Genomic DNA, 24006 nt, shown 5'->3' on the forward strand with positions numbered 1-24006 from the left:
CCATGTCGAGAATTTTCTGCATTTCGGGCGGCGAGGGCTGTTTGCAGGGAAAAACAGCCCTCGATTATGCGAGAGAAACGAACAGGTTAGTTGTTAGTGAACCCGACGAGGAGGCCGCCGGTAATTTTGACGCTGAGGTTGTACAGCACGGCATAGACGGCCCCGAGGGCCGTGATCACGACCATATTCAGCACGGCCACAACGACGGCGAAGCCCATGACATTGCCGATCGAAAGCATGGAGGCCAGGTCAGCCGACTCTCCCGCGACGGTGGCATACAACTCGTCGACCTTGGTCAAAACTTCAGTCTGCACGAGCACTGTGTAGGTAAGGAAGGTCGCCACGACCGTGACGATGGCGAGGCAAATCGCCACAAGGAAAGACAGTTTCACGCTCGACCAAAAGTCGACGTAAACCAGTTTCAGACGAACCTGCTTAGTCGCTGTCTTGCGAGTGGATTTTTTGGCGAGCTTTTCGGCGACGCTACTCATTCGGTGTCTCTACTTTCCCTGAATCACGGTCGGATACAGCGCCTTCTGCAGCACTGGTATCGACGGCACCAGATGGTGCATCGGCATCCGCTGCGCCCTCTTCTTCTAGCTCGGGGGCCACGGCGACCAGATTACGTTCGCTGTTCTTCGCGATGGAAATGATTCTGTCTTCATCCGCGAATTTCGCGAAAACGACGCCCATCGTGTCCCGACCCTTTGCCGGAACCTCAGCGACGTCAGAGCGTACCACCTTGCCGCTGGCAAGAACCACAAGTACCTCGTCCTCGGGGTTCACGATCAACGAGCCGACCAAATCGCCGCGGTCGTCGTTGAGCTTGGCCACCTTGATGCCGAGCCCCCCACGATTCTGCAGCCGGTACTGGTCTGCCGCGGTGCGCTTGGCGTAACCGCCCTCGGTTACCACGAACACAAATCCATCGTCATTGATAACCGATGCATCGAGCAGAGTGTCCTCGCCGCGGAAGTGCATTCCGATCACGCCGGAGGTACTGCGGCCCATTGGGCGCAGTGCTTCGTCCGTGGCCGTGAAGCGGATGGACATGCCCTTGCGAGACACCAACAGCAGATCGGAATCATCTTCGACCAGCAGTGCCGAAACGAGCTCGTCGCCCTCGCGCAACTTGATGGCGATGATGCCGCCGGTGCGATTGGTATCGTATTCGCGGAGCGCGGTCTTCTTTATCAGTCCGTCACGGGTGGCGAGGGTCAGATACTGGGCTACCTCGTAGTCGCGAATATCAAGAATTTGCGCGATTTCCTCGCCCGGCTGCAGGGCGAGCAGGTTGGCGACGTGCTGGCCCTTGGCATCCCGGCCCGATTCTTGCGCCTCGTAAGCTTTGGCGCGGTAGACCCGGCCCGTGTTGGTGAAGAAGAGCAGCCAATGGTGCGTCGTCGTCACGAAGAAGTGTTCGACCACGTCGTCGGCGCGCAGCTGAGCGCCCTTGACACCCTTGCCGCCGCGGTGCTGGTTGCGATAGTTGTCACTGCGGGTGCGCTTGATGTAGCCGCCACGGGTGACGGTGACCACCATTTCTTCTTCGGGAATGAGGTCTTCGATGGACATGTCGCCGTCGAAGCCGAACATGATCTCAGTGCGGCGATCGTCGCCGAATTTCGCGGTGATCTCGGCGAGTTCTTCGCTGATGATCGTGCGCTGGCGCTCGGGGCTGGCCAAAATAGACTTGAATTCCGCGATCTGCAATTCGAGTTCGGCGGCTTGATCGATGATTTTCTGGCGCTCGAGGGCGGCCAGGCGACGCAGCTGCATGGTGAGGATGGCGTCGGCCTGCAGTTTATCGACGTCGAGCAGGGCCATGAGACCTTCGCGGGCGTCGTCGACCGTGTTGGACCGACGGATGAGCGCGATAACCTCATCGAGGGCGTCCAGCGCCTTGAGGTAGCCACGCAAAATATGGGCATCCGCTTCGGCCTTGTTGAGGCGAAATTGAGTACGCCGAACGATGACCTCGATCTGGTGCGTGACCCAGGCCGAGATGAAGCCGTCGAGGGCAAGCGTGCGCGGCACGCCGTCGACGATGGCGAGCATGTTGGCACCGAAGTTCTCCTGCAGCTGGGTGTGCTTATAGAGATTATTGAGCACGACCTTGGCGACGGCGTCGCGTTTGAGCACGATCACAAGGCGCTGGCCGGTGCGGCCGCTGGTCTCATCACGGATGTCCGCGATGCCGGTGATCTTGGCGTCCTTGACCAGGTCGGCGATCTTGATCGCGAGGTTGTCGGGGTTGACCTGATACGGCAGCTCGGTGATGACGAGGCAGGTACGACCCTGAATCTCCTCGATGCTGACCACGGCCCGCATCGTGATGGACCCTCGCCCGGTACGGTAGGCGTCCTGGATGCCCTTGACGCCAAGGATTTGCGCGCCGGTGGGAAAATCGGGGCCCTTGATGCGCAAAATCAGCGCTTCGAGCAGTTCGTCGCGGCTGGCGTCGGGGTTCTCGAGGTACCACTGGGCGCCTGCAGCGACCTCCCGCAGGTTGTGCGGTGGAATGTTGGTGGCCATACCGACGGCAATACCGACGGAGCCGTTGACCAGCAGGTTCGGAAAACGGGCCGGCAACACGGTCGGCTCGAGGGTGCGGCCGTCGTAGTTGTCCTGAAAATCGACGGTATCCTCGTCGATATCACGCACCATTTCGAGGGCGAGCGGGGCCATCTTCGTTTCTGTGTATCGTGGGGCTGCTGCACCGTCGTTGCCAGGGGAACCGAAGTTGCCCTGGCCGAGGGCGAGCGGGTAGCGCAAACTCCACGGCTGTACGAGACGCACGAGGGCGTCATAGATGGAGGAGTCACCGTGCGGGTGGAATTGCCCCATCACGTCACCGACCACGCGGGCACACTTGGAGAAGGCCTTGTCGGGGCGGTAGCCGCCGTCGAACATGGCGTAGATCACTCGTCGGTGCACCGGCTTCATGCCGTCGCGCACGTCGGGCAGCGCGCGCCCGACGATGACGCTCATCGCGTAATCGAGGTAGGAGCGTTGCATTTCCAGCTGCAGATCAACCTGGTCGATCTTGCCGTGCTGTACGAGGTGCGCTGCTGCCGCCGCAGCGTGAGCCGCGGTGTCCTCGGGGTTGACCCGGTCGGAGCCACCCGTGGTGTCGTCAGATGTCAAGGAAACGCACGTCCTTCGCGTTTTTCTGAATGAAGTTACGTCGTGATTCGACGTCTTCACCCATCAGGGTGGAGAAGATTTCGTCGGCGGATGCCGCGTCGTCCAGGGTGACCTGCAACAGCGTGCGGGATTCGGGAGCCATAGTGGTTTCCCACAACTCTTTGTAGTCCATCTCGCCGAGGCCTTTGTAGCGCTGGATTCCATTGTCCTTCGGGATGCGCTTGCCGGCGGCGGCGCCATCGGCGAGGAGCGCATCGCGCTCGGCATCGGAGTACACGTACTGGTGCGGCGAATTGGTCCACTTGAGCCGGTACAGCGGCGGCTGAGCGAGGTACACGTAGCCGAGGTCGATCAGCGGGCGCATATAGCGGAACAACAGGGTCAGCAGCAGGGTAGTGATGTGTTGGCCGTCGACATCGGCGTCAGCCATCAAAACGATCTTGTGGTAGCGCACCTTATCGGGGTTGAACTCTTCACCGATGCCGGCGCCGAAGGCCGTGATCATGGCCTGGACCTCGTTGTTGCCGAGGGCACGGTCGAGCCGGGCCTTCTCCACGTTGAGGATTTTGCCGCGCAAGGGGAGGATCGCCTGGGTTTCCGGATTACGGCCCTGCACGGCGGAGCCGCCGGCCGAGTCGCCCTCCACGATGAAAATTTCCGAGATCGAGGGGTCTTTGCTCTGGCAATCCTTGAGCTTGCCTGGCATGCCGCCACCCTCAAGCAGTCCCTTTCGGCGTGCGGTCTCGCGCGCCTTACGGGCGGCCATACGAGCGTTGGACGCCTGCAAGGATTTACGGATGATTTCCCGGGCCGGATTCGGATTGCGGTTGAACCAATCCGTGAGCTGGTCGTTGGCAACCTTCTGCACGAAGGACTTCGCCTCGGTGTTGCCGAGTTTGGTTTTGGTCTGGCCTTCGAACTGCGGTTCGGCAAGTTTGATCGACACGACTGCGGTCAGGCCTTCACGCACGTCGTCGCCGGTGAGGTTGTCATCTTTCTCTTTCAGGATGCCCTTCTCACGGGCGTACTTGTTCACCAGGGTGGTCAGAGCAGCGCGGAAACCCTCTTCGTGGGTTCCGCCCTCGTGGGTGTTGATCGTGTTCGCGTAGGTGTGCACACTCTCGGTGTACGCCGTGGTCCACTGCATGGCCACTTCGAGGGCCATCTTGCGTTCGTGGTCTTCCCATTCGAATGAGATGATCTCGTCGTTGACGAGTTCGGCTTTCTTGGCACGGTTGAGATATTCGACGTAGTCGACGAGGCCCTTGTCGTACTTAAAGGTATTACTGACGACCTTGCCTTCGTCGGTACGGTGGGCTTCACGCTCGTCGGTGAGGGTGAGGCGCAGGCCCTTGTTAAGGAAGCCCATCTGCTGAAAGCGTGCGCGTAGGGTTTCGTAATCGAACTCGGTCGTCTCGAAGGTTTCCGCGCTGGGCCAGAATGTGATCGTCGTGCCGGTTTCGTCGTTCGTTTCGCCCTGTTCCAGGGGCGCATTTGGAACACCGTTGGCGAAACTCTGACGCCAGATGAATCCCTGTCGACGAACCTCGACCTCGAGGCGGCTCGATAGGGCGTTGACGACGGAGCTTCCGACGCCGTGCAATCCACCGGAGACGGAGTAGCCACCACCACCGAACTTGCCGCCAGCGTGCAGCACAGTCAGCACTACCTCAACGGTCGACCGCCCCTCGGTCTTATGAATATCGACGGGAATTCCTCGGCCGTTGTCTTCGACGCGGATCGCGCCGTCGGCAAGGATGCGAATGTCGATGCTGTCGCAGTGCCCGGCGAGAGCCTCGTCGACGGAGTTGTCGACGATCTCATAGACAAGGTGGTGCAGTCCGCGCGGTCCGGTGGACCCGATGTACATTCCGGGTCGCTTACGAACGGCTTCCAGGCCTTCAAGCACCTGGATATCGTCGGCACCGTACTCATGCTCCGGCTCCCGCTCCGCCACAACTGGGGATATATCTGGGGACGTGCGTTCGGGCGTCGGTTCAACTGTCATCTGAAATTAGGCTCCTGACCATCGCACGGGCGACCATTCAGTCTACCAAACAGGGGGAGACCAACCGGCCATAATCGTCGTTTGACGCGTTTTGTTCAAGGGGTTGACCTAAATGCTGGGTTACCCGTAGGTATCGCGCGGACCACGCCCTGGAATTGATCTGGGGCCCTTTTTCCAGGACGGCGCGTTGGGCCCCTGGAAACGAATTGACTGGATGCCCGCGTCCGGATACCGATTCACGATGTGCTCCATGATGACATTACGCATCAGCCGCAACTGGGTGGCCCAGGCGGTGGATTCACAGTGCACGGTGAGCACGCCGTCATCGATGCCCGCCGGGGTGGAATGGTTGGCGGTTTCGTCCCCGGCCAATTCCGCCCACGACGCGAGAAGTTCGGATTGGGCCAGGGGCGAGTTCCACCCAAGCTGCATGGTGAGCGAGTCGATGGTATCGCCGAGACCGCGCGGGTCGCGCCCGATTCCAAAGGGAACACTCGAACCGGCGGCCGGCGCAGGTCGCTTGCGACCACGCGAGCGCCGGGCGTTCGGATCGCCGAAGATGCCCTTAAACCGCAGGTAGACATTCGCCGCTTCACTGGTAGCGAATTCCCGTGCATCGTGTTCCTGCCCTGTTTCACGTGGAACATCTTTGTCAGCCATTGTTGACCATTCCGCTCTGAACCTGACCACCATGGATGTGAATAGTGTGGGCCACCAAGGCTTTCGGGACATCCTCGAGTACGGCGGCCGTTATCAGCACTTGTTCGAACGATGCGATCGCAGCGGCCAACCGAGCCCGGCGGTTCAGATCGAGTTCAGCAAAGACATCATCGAGAATCAGGACCGGGTCGCCACTGGCCGAATCCTGGCGCAACAGCGCAGCAGATGCGACTTTCAACGACAACGCGAAGGACCACGATTCCCCGTGGCTGGCATAGCCCTTGGCCGGCAGGGAGTTGAGCATGAAGACCAAATCGTCGCGGTGCGGCCCGGCGAGGGTGATTCCTCGTTCCAGTTCCCGTTTGCGCAGTCCGGCCAGAGCCGTACGAAAGATCTCGTTGGTGGTGGATTCCACCGAACCAACCGCAACAGTAGATGTCCTAATGTTCTCCGCGCTGAGGTCGGTGTCTTCGTCAGCACCCAGGATGCTCAGGCTGGCGACGAGGGCCGGGCCGTGATCCTCGTTCACCACCGCCCGATAGGCCGCGCGGAGCGGGTCACCGAGCTGCTGCACGAGCTTGGCTCGTTCGTCAATGATTTCCGACCCAAACTCCACCAAGCGTTCGTCCCAGATATCGAGCGTTGAAAGCTGGTTGCCGCGCGCTCCGCTAGCCCGTGCCGATTTAAGTAGTGTGTTGCGCTGTTTGAGCACCCGGTCGTAATCGCTGAGTACGGCGGCGAGACGCGGGGTGCGCAATACCAGGAGCTGATCGAGAAACTTGCGACGACCAGAGGGATCGCCACGCACCAAGGCAAGGTCCTCGGGGGCGAACACGACGCTCGAGAAATAGCGGGGAAGATCGCGGGTCTTAATGACCGAGCGATTGACCTGCGCCCGATTCTGTCCGGTGCGATTGAGCTGTACCTCGGCCAGGATCTCCCGGCCATTGTATTCAAGCCGGGCTCGAATGATGCCGGCGTCCCGTCCGGCCCGAATCATGGCCTTATCGCTGGAAACACGGTGTGAACTCAGCGTGCTGAGAAAACCGAGCGCCTCGATCAGGTTGGTCTTGCCCTGACCGTTGCGCCCGACGATGAGGTTCGGGCCCGGAACAAACCCGACCTCGGCGCTCGCGTAGTTGCGAAAATCGGTCAGGGAGAGGTGGGTGACCCGCACCGGCGTTAGCGCAACAGCAAGTTGGGCTGAAGCAGATACTTGTAGCTGTCCGCTCCGGCCTGCTCGCGCGAGGTCTGGCTGGTGATGAGGACCGGCCCTGGCTTGTTCGGGTTCTCCGTCTTGGTGAACGAGATGCGCACAAATTCGGAATGAACGGCGCTGAGTCCGTCAAGCAGGAACTGTGGCTTGAGGGAGACGATGGTCTCGGTGCCGGAGAGGATGGCGTCAATGGTTTCCGAGGCCTGGGCCTGCTCGGAGCCGACGGCTTCGAGGGTGACCCCATCGACGGCGAAAGTGAAACGCAAGGCCGCTTCGCGTTCCAGCACGAGCTGCACGCGGCGGGTGGCTTCGATGAGATCGGCCGTGTTCATGACCGCATAGTTGTCAACGGTGGCGGGGAACAAACGACGTACCGGGGGAAAGTTTCCCTTGATCAGCAGCGAGGTGACGGTCTTCTTGTTCGCGGTGAACGCGATCAGTTCGCGATCGTCACTGCTGGTGATGGAGACCGAGAGGGTACCGCTATGACCGAAAGTCTTGCCGACTTCCTGCAAGGTACGCGCCGGCACGAGGGCCGTAACCGTACCTGTAGCGGCGCTGGTGCCTGGATCCCAGTCAATTTCCCGAACCGCGACACGGTATCGGTCGGTCGCGACGAGGCTCAGGCTGTTTTCTGTGACCTCGAGCTGCACGCCGGTGATCACGGGAGTGACATCATCGCGTGACGCAGCCACGGCCACCTGGGCGACTGCGGCGGCGAATTCTTCAGCCGGGACGAGGCCGGACTGGGTGCTGACAACCGGAATACTCGGATATTCCTCAACGGGCATAGAGAGCAGCGTGAAGCTGGCCGATCCACAGTTGACCTTGATGCGCGAGTTTTCCGTAGAGAAACGCACCGGTGCGTTCGGGAGGCGGCTGGCGATTTCGGCGAGGAGGCGACCCGAGACGAGTACCTTACCGGTTTCCTCGACCTCGGCCATTATCTCGGTCTGGGCCGAGACTTCGTAGTCGAAGGAGGAGAGAATCAAGCCCGTGGCGGTGGCTTCGATGAGCACACCACTCAGAATCGGCAGGGTCGTTCGTTGGGGAAGAAGTTTGACCGCGAAGGACACTGCTTCGCTGAAGACATCCCGATTTGCCTGAAATCTCACGAAATATTCCTTGCGTTCGACGGGCGGATGGGTGGGCCTCAATGCTAGCTGCTGTCACCGGCCGGTTCGTTACCGTGCAGGTCCAATGGCATTTCGAGTCAAGGTTGTCGGCTAGATCAAGTTAAAGAATTCTTGTTAATCTTCTTAACCGTTGTGGAAACTGTGGATAACTCTGTGAAAACCGCTCAGGGATTGGGAACTACACGTTTGTAAGTTGTGGGCGAGCTGTGGAAGTTTGTCATTCGTTTGCGCAAGTCGATCGCAGCGTAATTACATGTTTCTACAGACTGGCCCCGAGTTTCTACAGGAATGGCCACGTTGTGTGAGTTAATTCCACAGGGTTATCCACAGGTGTGAAAACTAAAAAAAAGCGGCCCACCAGGGTTGAACACGGTGTGTGCACGGGCGTGCACACACCCAACCACGGTGAAAACCTTAAAACTTTCGGTGGGACCGCGAAATTCGAAGCTTTCTGACGATGCCGAATTACTTGTAGCGATGGTCCTGCTTGATTCGGTTGGTCAGCTCGGTCACCTGGTTGTAGATGGACCGACGCTCCTTCATGAGCTCACTGATCTTTTTATTCGCGTACATGACGGTTGTGTGATCGCGGTTGCCGAATAGCTGCCCGATCTTGGGCAGGGACAGGTTGGTGAGTTCACGGCACAGGTACATTGCGATCTGTCGGGCAGTGGCAATGGCCTGTGACCGACTGGACCCGTACAGGTCATCGACCGAGAGCTTGAAATAATTAGCGGTGTTCGTGATGATGTCGACGGGCGCGATCACATTGTCCTCGTCGAGAGTGATGAGGTCTTTCAACACCGTTTGGACCAGGTCCATATCGACCGGCGTGCGATTAAGGCTTGCAAAAGCCGTGACTCGAATCAGGGTCCCCTCGAGTTCACGAATATTCGACGAAACCTTTGACGCCATGAACTCGAGGATGTCGTGGGGCACCTGCAGCTTTTCGCTTTGGGCCTTCTTGCGCAGAATGGCGATGCGGGTCTCGAGGTCAGGAGCCTGTACATCCGTTATCAGACCCCACTCGAAGCGACTGCGCATACGGTCTTCGAAGCCGGTGAGGTGTTTGGGGGGCAGGTCGCTCGTGATGACCACCTGTTTGTTGTGGTCGTGCAGGGTATTAAAGGTGTGGAAGAAGGCTTCCTGGGTCTCCGCTTTGTTCTGTAGAAACTGAATGTCGTCGATCATCAGGATGTCGATGTTGCGGTAGCGCGCTTGGAAGGCGGCGCCGCGGTTATTCGCGATGGAATTGATGAAGTCGTTGGTGAATTCTTCGGAACTGACGTAGCGCACGCGGATACCCGGATAGAGGCTCATTGCGTAATGACCGATGGCGTGCAGCAGGTGAGTCTTACCAAGACCCGACGATCCATAGATGAAAAGTGGGTTGTAGGCCTTGGCCGGTGCTTCGGCCACGGCTACGGCGGCGGCGTGTGCGAACCGGTTGGACTGCCCGATCACGAAGTTATCGAAGCTGTACTTGGGGTTGAGCCGGGTCTCGTGCGGCTGAGCGGGCACGGTCCCCTCGAACACCGATTGCGGTGTGGCCGGCGTGACGACGTCCGGCGGAGTCAACGTCTGCTGCACGGGACGCAACGATTCCTGCTCGAGCTCCGGGTTGACGACCACATAAAACGTCGACACGGCGGTGGCTTCATCGAGCTGGCCCATCGCAGTGAGCAGGGGTACCCGCATCCGCTGATTGAGCATGCTGGCCGTGAACTCATTGGGCACCTCGAGATAGAAGGTGCCGGCGGCAATGCCCTTCGGCTCCACCAGACTCAGAAACCCGTAAAGCATGGGTGTGATCGTGGCGTCGGATTCCAACGTGGTCAGAACGGACCGCCATGTCTCGGCTATCGGCGCTTCGACGTCTGCCATTGTTCCTACAATCTGTGTTTTTTGGTCTTTCGCGAGCGGGCCGCGGGCGGAAGGTGCACGGCCGGTGTCGGACGTCGGCCCATCAACCGTTACGCGGGCCGCACGGCGCGTGATCACGGCAAGGTTCAGGCTCATCGTTAAAGTTATCCACCGCTTGTGTATAAAATCGACCTAATTCTCAGGTTGGGGGCACCAACCTGTGGATAACTTGTCTTCACGGTAGTCAATCCCGCTCAGCGAGGCGAATTCGACGGTGACTTCGCCTTCTCCACCTGGAATCTGCGTAGGAGTCATTATTGTGGAGATTTTGCCGATTCGGGGCGTGAGTTTGACCAGACGTGGTCGAGGCCGTAGTTTTAATCAGTTGACCCCATCCCGTGGGCTTCCGACTTCTGCGCGCGCTGCTGTTCTGGCCGAGGGGAAATTGGCCGGCGGTGATTCAAATACGTGGAGATTGAACTATGAGCAAGAGAACCTTCCAGCCGAACAACCGTCGTCGCGCCAAGGTGCACGGCTTCCGTCTGCGCATGCGCACCCGTGCCGGCCGCGCCATCCTCGGTGCCCGCCGTCGCAAGGGTCGCACCGAACTCTCCGCGTAGGTTCTCGTGGTCGCCAGGTTCTCGTGCTCGCTCACGTAAACCGCATCACGAGCGGCAGCGATTATCAAGGTGTCGTTCGGCGCGGTGTGCGAATCGTCGGTGCGCACACCGTGCTCTATGTGCGAAAAAGTCCTGCCGGGCCCTCAGACCCTGTTGGTACTTCGGTTCGTTTTGGCTTCATTGTCGCGAAGAATGTGGGTAACGCCGTGCGGCGCAATCTCGTTCGCCGCCGCCTGAAGGCGGTCACATTCGAACTGATGTCCCTGGTACCGCCGGGAACGGACGTCGTGATCCGTGCCTTGCCGGCGGCGCGCGAAGCAGCGTGGCAGACACTGCACGAAGAAGTACAACATTCCCTCTCCCGCCCGCTTTCTTTGCGAAAAAGCAGTGCGGGTCGATGAACCCGATAGTCACAACGATTATTCTGTTGCCCCGCAATGTGGGTGTGCTTGTTCTCCGCGTCTATCGTGCCGTTATCTCACCACTGTATGGCGATGTGTGCCGGTTTTACCCATCCTGTTCGACTTACGCACTGGGGGCCGTACAGGAACACGGACTAGCGTGGGGCTGTGCCCTTGCTGCCCGCAGACTGAGCCATTGTCATCCGTGGTCTGAAGGCGGCATCGATGATGTACCTCTCAAAAACAAACGTCGCTTTCGGGTGACGTCGTTCGGTTTTGTCGTCGCACCCAGCCACGGAAAGGGCTAACCCACAGTATGGACCTCATAGGGACGATCCTCTGGCCTCTGAAATGGGTGGTCGAGTTGTTGCTCGTAGCCTTCCACTGGCTGTTTTCCCAGATGGGAATCGCGGGACTGGGCTACGACGACGGTCTCACCTGGGTGTTGTCCATCGTTGGCCTTGTTCTGGTCGTGCGCGCGGCCCTCATTCCCATCTTCGTCCGGCAGATCAAAAGCCAGCGCAAGATGCTTGAGGTAGCCCCGGAGCTCAAGAAGATCCAAGACAAGTACAAGGGCAAGAAGGACCAATTCTCGCGCGAGGCCATGTCCCGCGAGACCATGGCCATGTACAAGAAGACGGGCACCAACCCGCTGAGCTCCTGCCTGCCGCTGCTGCTGCAGATGCCGATCTTCTTCGCCCTGTTCTCGGTGCTGAACGACGCTCAGCGGTCTAACGCCGGCGTTGGCCCGCTCAACCAGAGTCTCGCAGAGAGCTTCGGCAGTGCGACGCTGTTCGGCAATGCCCCCTTGCACGATACCTTCGCCTCGCAGTGGTCGCTCTGGACCGCGGGTGAACCCTTCAACGTGACCGTCATGATTATCGCCGCCACCATGGTCGTGCTGATGACCGCGTCGCAATTCATCACTCAGCTGCAGATCGTCTCCAAGAACATGTCTCCGGAGACCAAGGCGAGCCCCATGTTCAAGCAGCAGCGCATCATGCTCTATCTGCTCCCCCTCGTCTTTGCGTTCTCCGGTGTGGCATTCCCCCTCGGCGTCATGTTCTACTGGCTCACCTCCAACTTCTGGACCATGATTCAGCAGTTCCTGGTGATTCGAAACATGCCGACGCCCGGCAGTGAGGCCGCCAAGGCACGCGAGGAGCGCCTGGCTCGCAAGGGCAAGCTCATCGGGACCGATGGTGACATCATTGTGGTCGAGGAGCCCGCCAAGCCCGTGCAGCGTCAGCAGCCGGTCGGCAAGGCCCGCGCCAAGAAGCAAACCGGCCCGAAAAAGTAGTGGAGATCACCGTGACGGATAAGACCAACCTCACCGAGGTCAGCACTGAGGCCCATAACGTCTCTGATGACAGCGCAGTTCCCGCCGCAACAACGGATGCCTCCCCCACCGCGGGCGAGACGGGCAGTGTCGCCGAGGCGCCCCTCACGATCGATCAACTCGAGCGTGAAGGTGACATCGCTGCAGACTATATCGAGGAATTTCTCGACATCTGCGACCTGGACGGCGATATTGACATCGATGCCCGCAACGGCCGCGCGTACCTCTCGGTCAAGGCGTCCGACGCCGACAACCTGCGCGTGTTGTCCAAGCCGGAAACGGTCAACGCCCTGCAAGAACTGACCCGCCTCGCAGTGCAGAACAAGACCGGCTCGTTCTCGCGATTGATCCTCGACATCGGTGGATCCCGCGAGGCACGCGAGGCTGAGCTCGCCGCGCTCGTGGCGCGCGCCATTGAGCGGATCGTCGCTGGAGCGACCGAAGCTGACCTGCCCGCCATGTCCTCCTACGAGCGGAAGCTCGTACACGATATTGTCGCTGCGAGCGGCAGCTACCGGTCCGAGTCCTCCGGCGAGGGTCGCGACCGCCACACCGTCATCACTGCAGCGTAGTCTCCTCGGACATGTCGGAATCTGCCACGCCGGAACCAATTCGTTCAGCCTCGAACGCGGGTGAGTCCATGGCCTCGAAATGGAACGAGGGCCAGGCGGATGCCGCTGGGTCGGTGGCGGCCGAATTGGTAGAACTCGAACTCGAGCCTGCCGCCGCGGCCACACTTTTTGGTCCCCAGATCGACTTGATTCGTTCTTTTACGAACAATTTGGCTGATCAGGGCGAAATTTTGGGCCTAATCGGCCCGCTGGAACTCCCCCGGCTCTGGTCTCGGCATATTCTCAACTGCGCCGTCGTGGCACCGCTGTTGCGACCGGGCATCGTCGGTGATGTGGGTTCCGGCGCTGGCTTGCCGGGGCTGGTCCTAGCCATCGCCCGCCCCGATGTGAACTTCGTCCTGATCGAGCCGATGGAGCGTAGAGTCGCCTGGCTGAACGATCAGGTCACCGCGCTGCACCTCACCAATGTGACCGTGGTGCGGGCGCGTGCGGAAGAGGCGCGGCTGGCGCATCCGCTTGATCAGGTCACCGCGCGCGCGGTGAGTGCGTTCAGCAAACTCATTCCCCTGACGGCACCCCTGCTGCGATCCGGCGGCGAACTCATTCTTATGAAGGGTGAGGGCGCCCAGCGTGAAGTGGACGCCGCAGCGAAGCCCATTCGCAAGTATCGTCTCCGTGATATCGAGGTCATCACCCTCGGCGTCGGCGTGCTGTCGGAGGCAACCCGGGTCATCCGGGCTACAGTGGACTAGTCCCGAATGTCACCAGATCTGGTGTTCGGGGGTCCCTTTCGGGTGGCTCATCCACCGTCGAGCGTAAAGGTTTCACGTGAAACATCCTGCTGAAGATCAGCGCACAGGCAAGGCTGTTGGGTTCGACGGTACTACGCCGCTCGCTCGCGAAATCGCAGAACTCACGCGACGCCGTCAGGTCATCGCGGCCGGGGACCTGCCCAAGCCTGAGAAGACCCGGGTGCTGACGATTTCAAACCAGAAAGGTGGGGTCGGCAAGACCACCACGGCCGTGAACCTGGCCGCCGCACTCGCCCGGCAAGGAGCCCGCGTTCTGGTCATCGACCTGGACCCGCAGGGCAACGCTTCTACCGCCCTGGGCGTGGAGCACCGCGCCGAAACGCCGAGCGTCTACGACGTCATCATCAATGACATGCCCATGTCAGAGGTTGTTCAGAAAAGCCCTGAATTCGGCGCCCTGTTCTGTGTTCCTGCTACCATCCACCTCGCTGGTGCCGAAATTGAACTGGTCTCGCTCGTGGCGCGCGAACAGCGCCTGCGCCGCGCGCTCGACCTCTATTTAGGCGAGGTGGCCGAGGCGTACGACTACGTCTTTATTGACTGTCCGCCGTCGCTCGGGCTGCTGACCATCAACGCCTTCGTTGCGGCGCGTGAGGTTCTCATTCCCATTCAATGTGAGTACTACGCGCTCGAAGGCCTGAGCCAGCTGCTCAAGAACATCGCCCTGATCGAGAAGCATCTGAACCCCGACCTCGTCGTGTCGACGATCCTGCTGACCATGTATGACAGCCGTACCAATTTGGCGACCCAGGTAGCCAAGGAAGTACGCGATCACTTTCCCAAAGAGGTACTGAATACTGCAATTCCACGCTCTGTGCGCGTTTCTGAGGCCCCGAGCTACGGTCAGAGTGTCGTCAGCTACGACCTCAACTCCGCAGGATCGCTCTCCTACCTCGAAGCAGCAGCAGAAATGGCCCATCGCGGTGCTCCCCGAACGGGAGAACAGCCCGAAAGAGGAGAAAAGTCCCAATTAGGAGAACAGCAATAATGGCGAAAAGAACAGGCCTCGGTCGCGGCATCGGTGCACTCATTCCGGTGCAGGACGACACAGCGGCGCCTCGTCCGGTCGACGTTTTCTTTCCGCGCGGCGTGGTCATTGAAGCGGATGCCTCCCCCGGCCTCGTGCCCGTTCCTGGAGCTCGCCTGGCTCACCTGAACCCGCGAGATATCGTTCCCAACCGAGCCCAGCCACGCACGATCTTCGACGAGGATGACCTCGCCGAGCTCGTGCACAGCATCCGGGAAGTCGGGGTATTGCAGCCAATCGTTGTGCGTCCACTGGGTGATGAGCCCGGCAAATACGAGCTCGTCATGGGTGAGCGTCGCTTGCGCGCAACCAAAGAGGTCGGGCTGGACTCCATTCCCGCGGTCGTCCGGGAGACTGCCGACGTCGACATGTTACGTGACGCTCTGCTGGAGAACCTGCACCGCGCGCAGTTGAACCCGCTCGAGGAAGCATCCGCGTACCAGCAACTGCTCGCCGACTTTGGCATCACCCAGGAGGAACTGGCGAATCGCATTGGTCGGTCCCGCCCGCAGATCACCAACACGCTACGACTGCTGAAATTGCCGGAACCGGTGCAGCTGCGTGTGGCGGCCGGCGTACTCTCGGCCGGTCACGCTCGGGCGATTCTCTCAGTGGGTGACCTGGCTGGCATGCTGCGCTTGGCCGACAAAATTGTTGAAGAGGACCTGTCGGTGCGTGCAGCCGAGGCTGCAGCGACGGCGGTGCCTAAGCTCGTGAAGGCAAAACCGTTGCCAGGGCGACGGCAGGGGCACCTCGACGAGATTGCGGAACACCTCGGTGATCGCCTTGATACTCGCGTAAAAATTAACCTTGGCGTGCGAAAAGGCCAGATTACAGTCGATTTCGCCACTATCGGTGATCTCAATCGCATCCTGGCGGTGCTCGGAGAGCCTGGCTTTAGCGCGAGCTAGTTTGTTTCTGGTCTTTCGTGTTTCACGTGAAACGTTTGTCCTGGCGGCCGGTGTGAGAGCGTAGCCTTTAGTTTCCGCGGTTGGCGCCAGCGGCGTGTCACCCTTCTTGGTTCAGACATTGAGGATCCCGACGGTATTGCGCGAAAGGCATGCGAGGGGGGCGTCAACCCCGAAATGCGCAATTCCGCGGACAACCCGTCGCTGCTGCAATCATCTTGGTGGGCGCACATCGGCTGTCTGACAAAGGTCGCGGCAATCATGTTTCACGTTAAGCAATCGTTGGCTTGTGATGTTTCACGTGAAACAAGCGTGCACTGCTAGTCGAGCTTGCCGAGACCCATCGTTCTCCCGCAGGCTATTTGCGTTCCGCTGTGACCATGTTTCACGTGAAACAGTGCCGAGGACTACTGGTTGGTCCGGGCGTGCGTGGCAAGGACGGAGTAGGTGGCGCCGAGTGTTTGACTGTCGGCCTCGATGGCCTGGGGTACCAGGGAGGTCTCGGTGAGGCCGGGTAGCACGTTGGCCTCAAGGAACCACGGGGTGCCGACGCTGTCGACGATGAGGTCGATTCGGCTTAGGTGTCGCAGGCCGAGAAGCATGTGAATGGCAACGGCGGCGTCAGAAACGGCCGCTGCTACATCGTCAGCTAGGCGGGCTGGCGTGTAGAAGTCGGTTTCGCCCGCGTTGTAGCGTGCCTCGAAGCTGTAGACGCCGTCAACGGGAACAATTTCTACGATGGGGAGGGCTGTGGCGCCGTCGCCGGTGTCGATAATGGCCACGGTGACCTCGGTGCCCTCTATGTAGGCTTCGACGAGGGCAGTGTTGGCGTAGGTGTAGGCGTCCACCATGGCGCGCGGCAGGTCGGCGGGGGTGCGCACTATGGTGACACCCTGGGAGGAACCACCCTGGGCGGGCTTGACGACGAGGGGCAGGCCGATAGCGCTGATCAAGTGCTCGAGCACGCTCGTGGCGCCGAGATCTCGAAAGGTCTCCGTGGACAGTGCGATGGCCGGGGGAGTGGCGAAACCGGCTCGCAGCACGAGCTCCTTGGCGGTGGCCTTATTCCAGGCCAGGGCGGCAGCGGGACCGCGCGAGCCGAGAAAGGGAATGCCGGTGGTTTCGAGTAGGGACAGCAGCGCGCCATCCTCGCCGGTTGCGCCGTGCAGGGTGGGCCAGATCAGGTCGGGGGACTGCTGGCTGAGAGTGGAGAGCAGGTTAGGGCCGGGGTCTAGTACAGATACGGAGTGGCCCGCGTCGGTGAGGGCATCCGCTACCCGGCGCCCTGAGCGCAGTGAAACGTCACGTTCGTGCGAGATTCCGCCGGCCAGTATGACGATGTTAAGAGGAATTAATTCGCTCATGATCAGGTCTTTTCCTAGATAATTGAGGGTAGGAGGCGAATTGAAGCAGTCGAGCTATGAGATATTGGCCGGTGGTCCGGCGTAGCGCTGATAGTTGGTGCCTGGCCGGTCGGGGGCCGCGCCTAACGCGCCCGTCCCCGCGAAAGTTTCGAGCAGATCGAGTTCACCGCGAATTACCGTGGCGAGTCGACGAATGCCGACGCGAATATTCTCTGGGGTGGGGTAGCAGAAAGCTAGGCGCATGCTTTGCCGCCCGTCACCGTCGGCGTAGAAAGCCGTGCCGGGTGTGTACGCGACCAGCTCCTTGACCGCACGGGGCAGCATGGCCTTAGAATCGAGCTGTTCGGGCAGGGTGACCCAGACATAGAAGCCGCCGGCGGGGTTCGTCCAGCCCAGGTCAGGCAGGTATTCGTCGAGCGCGGAGAGCATGGCGTTTTTGCGCTCGTGATAAACACCGCGAAAGGTGTTGATCTGACCTTTCCAATCGGCGGTGGAGAGGTACTCCGAGATGACCATCTGGGTGAAGGAGCTAGGGGAAAGCACGGCGGCCTCGTTAGCGAGCACGAGTTTCTCGCGGATCGCGTGGGGGGCGAGTGCCCAACCGACCCGAAATCCGGGAGCGAGGGTCTTGGAGAAGGTACCCAGATAGACGACACCGTCGCGTTCGAGCGAGCGAATGGCATCCGGTGCCGGTTTGTCGAAGTAGAGCAGGCCATAGGGGTTGTCTTCGAGCACGAGGATATTGTTGGAGCGACAGATCTCGAGAATTTCCAGGCGGCGCTCCCAACTGAGGGTGACGCCGGCCGGGTTGTGAAAACTAGGGATCGTATAGAGGAACTTGATGGTGCGGCCGGACGCCTTCAGGGCAGCGATGTGCTCGATCAGTGCGGCCGGGATTAGGCCGTTCTCGTCCATTGGCACGTGGTCGACCTCGGCCTGATAAGACTTGAAGATGACCATGGCGGTAACGTAGCTCGGGCCTTCCGAGATCACGACGTCGCCGGGGTTCAGGAACAGTTTGCTGACAAGTTCGAGAGCGTGCTGGGAGCCGGTGGTGACCACCACGTCGTCGGCGTTCGCCTTGATCCCTTCGAGCGCCATAACGTCGAGAATCTGCTCACGTAACAGGGGAACTCCCTGACCAGAGCCATATTGAAGGGCTGTGGCACCTTTGTGGCGCATGACACGATCCATGGCATCGATAACGCGGTCCTGGGGCAGGGCCGCGACGTATGGCATACCGCCGGCGAGGGAGACGACTTCGGGGCGGGACGCCACGGCGAAGAGGGCGCGCACCTCGGAGGCCTTCAGACCCGCGGCGCGGTCGGCGTAGTGGTGGTACCACGGGTCGAGGTTGTTACCACCCTGCACAGTACTTGTCTGTACAGCGTCGGCCTGGGGAGAACCCTGATTTGTCACGTCGCATCCGTTCTACTGTCGTCTTCATCGTATGGGGTGGCACCGGGCACGAAAAAACCCGCCCGGTTCATACCGGGCGGGTTTCACGTGTAGGAGCTGGTTAAACGAGGTAGTCGGCCAGGTCCTTTTCCAACTGCGGCTTCGGCTTGGCGCCGATGACGGTCTTGACGACCTCACCCTTCTGGAAGACTTTCATCGCGGGGATGGAGGTGATCTGGTACTTGGCGGCCAGGGCAGGGTGCTCGTCGACGTTGAGCTTGACGATGTCGAGCTTGTCGGCGTTCTCGGCCGCGATCTGGTCGAGAATCGGGCTGACGGCGCGGCAAGGGCCACACCATTCGGCCCAGAAGTCCACCAGCACGGTCTTCTCGTTATTGATTACTTCCTGATCGAAGTTGGCTTCGGTGACGGATCGTGCGGTCATTCGGTGCTCCTTAGTTGGCTGAAATGAGTTCGGTGTCGCCGGCCTGGGCTAGCAAGGCGGCGGAAAGGGTGCTGAGGTAGTGCTCAGCGTCGAGAGCGGCCGCGCAACCGGAGCCGGCCGCGGTGATGGCCTGACGATAGCTGGAGTCGATCACGTCACCGGCCGCGAAGACGCCGGCCTGACTGGTGAGCGAGGACCGCCCCGCGACGGCGATGGTGCCCTCCGCGGTGAGATCGAGCTGCTGGTGCACGAGGTGTGTGCGCGGGTCGTTGCCGATCGCCACGAACACGCCGCCCACAGGAAGGCTGCTCTCGGTACCGGAGACGGTATCGCGCAGGTTGAGACCGTCGACAGCATCGGTGCCGGTGATGCCGATGACCTCGGAGTTCCAGGTGAACTCGATCCTGTCATTGGCAAAGGCGCGCTCCTGCATGATCTTGGAGGCGCGCAGCTCCCCCTTTCGGTGGATGACATGCACCTTGGAAGCGAACCGGGTCAGGAAGGTCGCTTCTTCCATGGCGGAGTCTCCGCCGCCGATGACTGCGATCTCTTTGCCCTTGAAGAAGAAACCGTCGCAGGTGGCACACCAGGACACACCGCGACCCGACAGGCGCTCTTCGTCACTCAGGCCGAGTTTGCGGTAGGCAGACCCGGTTGCGAAGATGACTGCGAGGGCGTGCTCTATATCGCCGTTTCCGAGGGTCACCGTCTTGATCGGGCCCATCAAATCAACCGACTCGACGTCGTCGTAGACAACCTCGGTTCCGAAACGCTCGGCCTGCTCCTGCATCTTGGTCATCAGGTCGGGCCCCTGCACGCCCTCGGGGAAACCCGGGAAGTTCTCGACGTCGGTCGTGTTCATCAGTTCACCGCCCGCCTCCACCGAACTGGCGATCAAGAGCGGCTTGAGGTTGGCCCTGGCGGCATAGATCGCCGCGGTGTAGCCGGCCGGTCCGGAGCCGATGATGATGATCTGGCGCACGCGCACACTCCTTGCAGTGGTAGGCAAGACGGGCAAGATCCCGGCTCACGTTTCGATACAACACATCCTAATCGGATGCTATTCCGGGCCCTCCCAGCTTGTGCAGCCGGCACCCAGCTACGGCCGCCCCCGCCGGCAGGGCCACGGAGCTCTCAGTCGCACGGCAGGCCTCGGGTTGAGCTAGCGGCCTAGGCGCCGCTGCAGGGGCGCCAGGAAGGCTGTGAGCTCGCCGCTGCGCATCACGAGGAGCAGTCCGAAGTAGGCCGCCGACATGACGACGCCGATGATGAGCATCGAGGCAATGGCGGTCAGGCGGGACTGGACGGCAAAACCACCCTCGACGGTTCCTCCCAGAAGCAACAACAGGGTCAGACCCAGGCCGATCGGAATGATTACCGCGGTGAGGTACTTCACGAGGCTGCGCACGATGCGGCGGCCATCGATGCCCCCGAGGCGACGACGGAGCAGCAAGGCTGCCAGAACGCATTGCAATACACCCGAGACCGTGATGACCAGGGCGATGCCGACGGCAATCCACTGCACGGGCAGCAGGGCACAACCGAGCACGCCCAGCACGATGAGCACGACCTGGAACAGGGTGAAGAAGAACGGCGTGCGGGTATCCCCGAGGGCATAGAAGGTGCGTTGCAGCACGAACAGGATGCAGAAGGCGATCAGCCCGAGGATGAAGGCGATGATGACATTGCCGATGCCCTGAATTTGATCGAACGGTGCCACGAACACGGCGGCGAACGGGTAGGCGCAGATGGCGATTACCGCCGTGGCGAGCACGATGATCAGGGTGGTACCTCGGATGGCGGAGGAGGCATCCGTTTTTACCAGGTCGAATTTTTCGACTGCCGCGTGCTCACTCATGCGGGTGAAATACGCGGTGGCGACCGAGACGGTGATGACCGAGTGGGGCAGCATGAAGATCAGCCATGCGGTTGCGAGCACCGCGATGGAGGCTTCACCGGTGGCGAGGGAGACAACCTGCGTCTCGACGATCCCGGCGATGGTCGTCAGAACGAGCATTCCGAAGGTCCAGGTAGCCATCTTGCCGGCGGCCCCGAGGCCGACGCCGCGAAAGTGAAAGTCGGGGCGAAAGCGCAGGCCGATTCGCTTCCAGAAGTAGAACAGCACCACGGCCTGCACGATGACGCCGAGGGTCGCGCTGCCGGCCAGCAGCGCGACCATGGCCGGGGTGAATTCGCTCGCCGCCCGCTCGCCGGTAGCGTCTGCCCCGAACACGGCGCCGAAAATGAGCAGGCCCACGATCGCGACGACATTGTTGAGCACCGGCACCCAGGTGAACGGTCCGAACATGCGGCGGGCGTTGAGCACCTCGCCGAGCAGGGTGTATAGGCCGTAGAAAAACATCTGTGGCAGGCACCAGTAGGCGAAAGCGATCGCCAGGTCTTTTTGGTCGGCCGGCAGGTTGATGCCGATGAACCCGGTGATGGCTGGCGCCAACAGCGTGCCGATGATCGTCGTCCCAGCCAGAATCGACAGGGCCAGGGTGAGGAGCTTGTTTATGTAGGCGGTGCCGCCGTCGAGGTGGGCACTGGCCCGCACGATCTGCGGCACCAGGACGGCCGTGAGAATGCCGCCGGCGACGATGACGTAGACGGTGTTGGGCAACTGGTTGGCGAGGGCGAATGCGTCGGCACTGTCGTTGTACTGCCCGATGATGCTCGCCAGCACGATGAGCTTCACGAAGCCGAGAACGCGCGACACGATCGTGCCGGAGGCCAGGAACGCGCTGGCTCGGCCGATTCCGCCGTTGCCGTTAACGGTGTCAGACATCGGGTTCCGCCTCCGGCAACGCCGTTTTATTGGCAGCAGCGGATGCCTCGCCGGCGCGTTCCCGGCGTCGGCGCACGATATTGCGCCAGATCCCGAACCCGAAGAATCCGATGACGAGGATCGCGAAGATGCTCGCGCCCACTCCTTCCCAGTCGGCGCGCACGCTGACCTCGATGGGGGCCGGCTGGCCGAGCGGGGTGCCGTTCAGGGTGAACAGGGTGACGCGCAAGACAACGTCGCCGTTGCCGACGGCGGCGCTGAGCGGAACCGAGACGGCCTGAGCGGAGTTGGGTTGAATAATGGTGTCGAGGGTCTCACCGACGACGAGGCGGCCGTTGGACGGCACGATCACGGTGCGCACGGTGACGGCCTGGTCGAGGGCGTTGTTGAGCGTGATGCGCAGGTCGACCTTGCTCCCCACCACGATGATGGGCCCGCGGGTGGTGACGGTCACGGCGTGCATCAGGTCGAAGGAGGCGGCGAGGCTGGTCAAAACCTGGTCTTCCCAGGTTGTCGTCTGTGATGTCCAAGTCGTGTCTAGCAGGGCCAGCAGGTCGAGTCGCGCGGGGGCGGTTATGGCCAGTGGATCGGCCAGGATCGTTGCGAACTCTGCGATGGCACCCTCGCGTTTCAGCAGCGATCGGGCGAGCGTGACCCGATTGCTGTCGATCGCTTCGTCCTGAAAGCTCACCGTGGTTGCCGGGGGGGCAGCCAAAGCTGCTTGCAGGGAGGCCGCGTTCGACCAGGGGGCCCCGTCGAGGGCCGCGAGCGTTTGGCCGATCCTGGTCGCACTCGTCGGACTGCTGCGGTCAAACGTGACCAGCAGGGTGCGCGCCGAATCCGGGTTCTCGGCGGACACGATCGCCAGCAGCGAGGCCGCCTCGGCGACATTGACCAGCCACTCGTCCTCGGTCGTGGCTTCGGCGGCCGCACGGACTGCGGCAGACAGTGCGGTGTCGCTGACCAGCCCGAGCCCGGTCGGGAGGGTAACGGCGGTATTCGGCGTGAAGACGTCTGACTGCTCGACGTTGCCGCTCGAGAGGATGGTGGTGGTCAGGCCGCTCGCGGCAAATACGTCGAGATCAGTGCGCGCGACCTGTCCGGCAGCCGGCCAGCCGATCGCGGTGCTCGTGTAGTTCCAGGCCAGCAGGTCGCTCGTGCTGGGAATGACCGTCTGGCCCGGTTCCACCGCTGGCGTGGGAGACGGAGTGATGTCAACCGTGGTGCGCGACGTCACAGCGGGCACGTCGGTCGGATCGGAGGTCGTGTCCGGAACCGGTGTCGCCGAGGGCACCACGAACAGGGTCTCATCGATGGCCGGGTCGAAAGAGGTAGGGGTGAGTAGCGCACCGGCGCCAGCCTGTGCTTGCAACGCGATGTCGGCATCCGCATAACTGAGCGGGAAGATGTCATTGCCCGCTCCCGCCAGGCGGTCGAGCCAGACCAGTGCCGACGTGGGAGCCGCGGTGCCGAGCACCCGGATGGACGCGATGATCTGCGGATCGATCGCGATCGTTGCCGTGGGGGCCTCGATCGCGGCAGCCAGTTGGCGGGAGAGTAGGCCGACCGAGCTCGTGTAGGACTCGAGCGCCTTGGCGGTGATGAGGCCGGTGGCGCTTTCCGGGGTCGTGATCGGTAAAATGGAGGAGAGGGCGACCGGAGTGATCGCGCTGCCCTGCGACCAGACGAAAGTGCCGCGGCCCTCGGCTTGAACGACGTCGTTCGCGCTGAGAATTGCGGCAATTCCCCTGGCTCCCCACGAATTCTGAGCGGTCAACCCGACGGAATCCGCCGGAACCGTGACGCTGAGGTTGGTACTGGCGCCAGCCGGAATGATTTCCGTCGTCGGCACGCTCACCAGCTGGTCACCGGAATTCGCGTCCGCGTCGGGTCGCAGCCAGGTGTCAAGCGCTGCGCGGGTGGTGAGTGCGAGCTGCGCCAGGTAGACATCGACCCGGCCGATCGGAAGGGCCAAGCCGGTGTTGTTGTGCACGGTCACCGTTAGGAGCAGGTCCTGGCCGGGCGACAGCTCCGGTGACTCGCGCGGCGAAACAGTGACGCCGACCGTGTCGGCCGGGGTCGCGGTGGCGCTCCGGGCGGTGCCGTTCGCGGTGTGCGCGCTGGCCGGCGTGAGGGACTGTGCCGGTGCCGAAACCAGCGACGCCAAGGTCAGGAACCCGACCAGGAACGCCGTCAGCGGACGCAACCGTCGACGACTTCGGGTGCGCCGAGCCGGGCGCACGATGGTGCACACGGCAGCCGGGAGCGCGGGCCGATGCGCGGAATCTGACTCGGCCACCAT

General features: G+C 61.4%; 21 protein-coding genes. 8 read left to right on the forward strand and 13 right to left on the reverse strand.

Going from position 1 to position 24006, the window contains the following annotated elements; genetic code table 11:
• Positions 1–86 precede the first annotated feature (86 nt).
• The 7 genes from E3T47_RS12415 to dnaA all read right to left on the reverse strand — a co-directional run bounded on the left by E3T47_RS12415 (position 87) and on the right by dnaA (position 10186).
• Positions 87–491 (reverse strand): DUF3566 domain-containing protein, encoded by a 405-nt coding sequence (locus E3T47_RS12415; RefSeq protein ID WP_134556361.1) that lies wholly within the window; start codon positions 489–491, stop codon positions 87–89.
• Complete coding sequence (gene gyrA / locus E3T47_RS12420) at positions 484–3045, reverse strand: DNA gyrase subunit A (RefSeq protein ID WP_241982268.1); 2562 nt, start codon at positions 3043–3045, stop codon at positions 484–486. Before gyrA ends, E3T47_RS12415 begins: the two co-directional genes overlap by 8 nt.
• Positions 3046–3136: 91 nt before the next feature.
• Positions 3137–5155 carry a DNA topoisomerase (ATP-hydrolyzing) subunit B gene (gyrB, locus tag E3T47_RS12425; protein ID WP_134556363.1) on the reverse strand — a complete coding sequence of 673 codons (2019 nt, stop codon included), beginning with the start codon at positions 5153–5155 and terminating at the stop codon, positions 3137–3139.
• A 120-nt stretch (positions 5156–5275) separates the two neighbouring features.
• Positions 5276–5815: a DciA family protein gene (locus E3T47_RS12430; protein ID WP_134556364.1), complete on the reverse strand. Its 540-nt coding sequence runs from the start codon at positions 5813–5815 to the stop codon at positions 5276–5278.
• The gene (recF, locus tag E3T47_RS12435; protein WP_134556365.1) at positions 5808–6992 is read right to left on the reverse strand and encodes a DNA replication/repair protein RecF; all 1185 of its coding nucleotides are present in this window, start codon (positions 6990–6992) and stop codon (positions 5808–5810) included. Before recF ends, E3T47_RS12430 begins: the two co-directional genes overlap by 8 nt.
• Positions 6993–6997: 5 nt before the next feature.
• On the reverse strand, positions 6998–8146 hold the full coding sequence (gene dnaN / locus E3T47_RS12440; protein ID WP_134556366.1) for a DNA polymerase III subunit beta: 1149 nt from the start codon (positions 8144–8146) through the stop codon (positions 6998–7000).
• 486 nt (positions 8147–8632) lie between these two features.
• Positions 8633–10186: a chromosomal replication initiator protein DnaA gene (gene dnaA / locus E3T47_RS12445; RefSeq protein WP_422386494.1), complete on the reverse strand. Its 1554-nt coding sequence runs from the start codon at positions 10184–10186 to the stop codon at positions 8633–8635.
• 326 nt (positions 10187–10512) lie between these two features.
• Between dnaA and rpmH the strand changes: the two genes are divergently transcribed.
• From rpmH to E3T47_RS12485, 8 genes are all read left to right on the forward strand, one after another.
• Complete coding sequence (gene rpmH, locus E3T47_RS12450; protein ID WP_010204566.1) at positions 10513–10650, forward strand: 50S ribosomal protein L34; 138 nt, start codon at positions 10513–10515, stop codon at positions 10648–10650.
• A 23-nt stretch (positions 10651–10673) separates the two neighbouring features.
• Complete coding sequence (gene rnpA, locus E3T47_RS12455; RefSeq protein WP_134556368.1) at positions 10674–11051, forward strand: ribonuclease P protein component; 378 nt, start codon at positions 10674–10676, stop codon at positions 11049–11051.
• Complete coding sequence (gene yidD, locus E3T47_RS12460) at positions 11048–11359, forward strand: membrane protein insertion efficiency factor YidD (RefSeq protein ID WP_134556369.1); 312 nt, start codon at positions 11048–11050, stop codon at positions 11357–11359. The genes rnpA and yidD overlap by 4 nt, the downstream gene beginning before the upstream one ends.
• A gap of 8 nt (positions 11360–11367) precedes the next feature.
• On the forward strand, positions 11368–12351 hold the full coding sequence (gene yidC, locus E3T47_RS12465) for a membrane protein insertase YidC (RefSeq protein WP_134556370.1): 984 nt from the start codon (positions 11368–11370) through the stop codon (positions 12349–12351).
• Between the two features lie 149 nt (positions 12352–12500).
• Positions 12501–12962 (forward strand): Jag family protein, encoded by a 462-nt coding sequence (locus E3T47_RS12470; protein ID WP_241982269.1) that lies wholly within the window; start codon positions 12501–12503, stop codon positions 12960–12962.
• Positions 12963–13030: 68 nt separating this feature from the next.
• On the forward strand, positions 13031–13714 hold the full coding sequence (rsmG, locus tag E3T47_RS12475) for a 16S rRNA (guanine(527)-N(7))-methyltransferase RsmG (RefSeq protein ID WP_166805722.1): 684 nt from the start codon (positions 13031–13033) through the stop codon (positions 13712–13714).
• Between the two features lie 76 nt (positions 13715–13790).
• On the forward strand, positions 13791–14762 hold the full coding sequence (locus tag E3T47_RS12480; protein WP_134556372.1) for a ParA family protein: 972 nt from the start codon (positions 13791–13793) through the stop codon (positions 14760–14762).
• A complete protein-coding gene (locus tag E3T47_RS12485; RefSeq protein ID WP_134556373.1) occupies positions 14762–15712 on the forward strand; it encodes a ParB/RepB/Spo0J family partition protein in 951 nt (316 codons plus the stop codon). Before E3T47_RS12480 ends, E3T47_RS12485 begins: the two co-directional genes overlap by 1 nt.
• Positions 15713–16116: 404 nt before the next feature.
• On the opposite strand, the gene E3T47_RS12490 is transcribed toward E3T47_RS12485, so the two are convergent.
• The 6 genes from E3T47_RS12490 to E3T47_RS12515 all read right to left on the reverse strand — a co-directional run bounded on the left by E3T47_RS12490 (position 16117) and on the right by E3T47_RS12515 (position 24006).
• A complete protein-coding gene (locus tag E3T47_RS12490) occupies positions 16117–17073 on the reverse strand; it encodes a D-alanine--D-alanine ligase family protein (RefSeq protein ID WP_134556374.1) in 957 nt (318 codons plus the stop codon).
• Positions 17074–17127: 54 nt separating this feature from the next.
• Entirely contained in the window at positions 17128–18492 is a 1365-nt protein-coding gene (locus E3T47_RS12495) for an aminotransferase-like domain-containing protein (protein ID WP_422386495.1), read from the reverse strand.
• Between the two features lie 100 nt (positions 18493–18592).
• Complete coding sequence (gene trxA / locus E3T47_RS12500; RefSeq protein WP_092110604.1) at positions 18593–18916, reverse strand: thioredoxin; 324 nt, start codon at positions 18914–18916, stop codon at positions 18593–18595.
• Between the two features lie 10 nt (positions 18917–18926).
• The gene (gene trxB / locus E3T47_RS12505; protein WP_134556375.1) at positions 18927–19898 is read right to left on the reverse strand and encodes a thioredoxin-disulfide reductase; all 972 of its coding nucleotides are present in this window, start codon (positions 19896–19898) and stop codon (positions 18927–18929) included.
• A gap of 180 nt (positions 19899–20078) precedes the next feature.
• Complete coding sequence (gene murJ, locus E3T47_RS12510; protein ID WP_134556376.1) at positions 20079–21704, reverse strand: murein biosynthesis integral membrane protein MurJ; 1626 nt, start codon at positions 21702–21704, stop codon at positions 20079–20081.
• A complete protein-coding gene (locus tag E3T47_RS12515) occupies positions 21697–24006 on the reverse strand; it encodes a DUF6049 family protein (protein ID WP_134556377.1) in 2310 nt (769 codons plus the stop codon). Before E3T47_RS12515 ends, murJ begins: the two co-directional genes overlap by 8 nt.

Origin of the sequence: Cryobacterium ruanii, assembly GCF_004404055.1 — a bacterium.
GTDB classification, from domain to species: domain Bacteria; phylum Actinomycetota; class Actinomycetes; order Actinomycetales; family Microbacteriaceae; genus Cryobacterium; species Cryobacterium ruanii.

Coding starts and splice junctions, on each gene's coding strand:
- E3T47_RS12415 (WP_134556361.1), bottom strand. CDS start 491: ATGAGTAGCGTCGCCGAAAAGCTCGCCAAAAAATCCACTCGCAAGACA.
- gyrB (WP_134556363.1), bottom strand. CDS start 5,155: ATGACAGTTGAACCGACGCCCGAACGCACGTCCCCAGATATATCCCCA.
- E3T47_RS12430 (WP_134556364.1), bottom strand. CDS start 5,815: ATGGCTGACAAAGATGTTCCACGTGAAACAGGGCAGGAACACGATGCA.
- dnaA (WP_422386494.1), bottom strand. CDS start 10,186: ATGAGCCTGAACCTTGCCGTGATCACGCGCCGTGCGGCCCGCGTAACG.
- rpmH (WP_010204566.1), top strand. CDS start 10,513: ATGAGCAAGAGAACCTTCCAGCCGAACAACCGTCGTCGCGCCAAGGTG.
- yidD (WP_134556369.1), top strand. CDS start 11,048: ATGAACCCGATAGTCACAACGATTATTCTGTTGCCCCGCAATGTGGGT.
- yidC (WP_134556370.1), top strand. CDS start 11,368: ATGGACCTCATAGGGACGATCCTCTGGCCTCTGAAATGGGTGGTCGAG.
- rsmG (WP_166805722.1), top strand. CDS start 13,031: ATGGCCTCGAAATGGAACGAGGGCCAGGCGGATGCCGCTGGGTCGGTG.
- E3T47_RS12485 (WP_134556373.1), top strand. CDS start 14,762: ATGGCGAAAAGAACAGGCCTCGGTCGCGGCATCGGTGCACTCATTCCG.
- E3T47_RS12490 (WP_134556374.1), bottom strand. CDS start 17,073: ATGAGCGAATTAATTCCTCTTAACATCGTCATACTGGCCGGCGGAATC.
- trxA (WP_092110604.1), bottom strand. CDS start 18,916: ATGACCGCACGATCCGTCACCGAAGCCAACTTCGATCAGGAAGTAATC.
- murJ (WP_134556376.1), bottom strand. CDS start 21,704: ATGTCTGACACCGTTAACGGCAACGGCGGAATCGGCCGAGCCAGCGCG.
- E3T47_RS12515 (WP_134556377.1), bottom strand. CDS start 24,006: ATGGTGGCCGAGTCAGATTCCGCGCATCGGCCCGCGCTCCCGGCTGCC.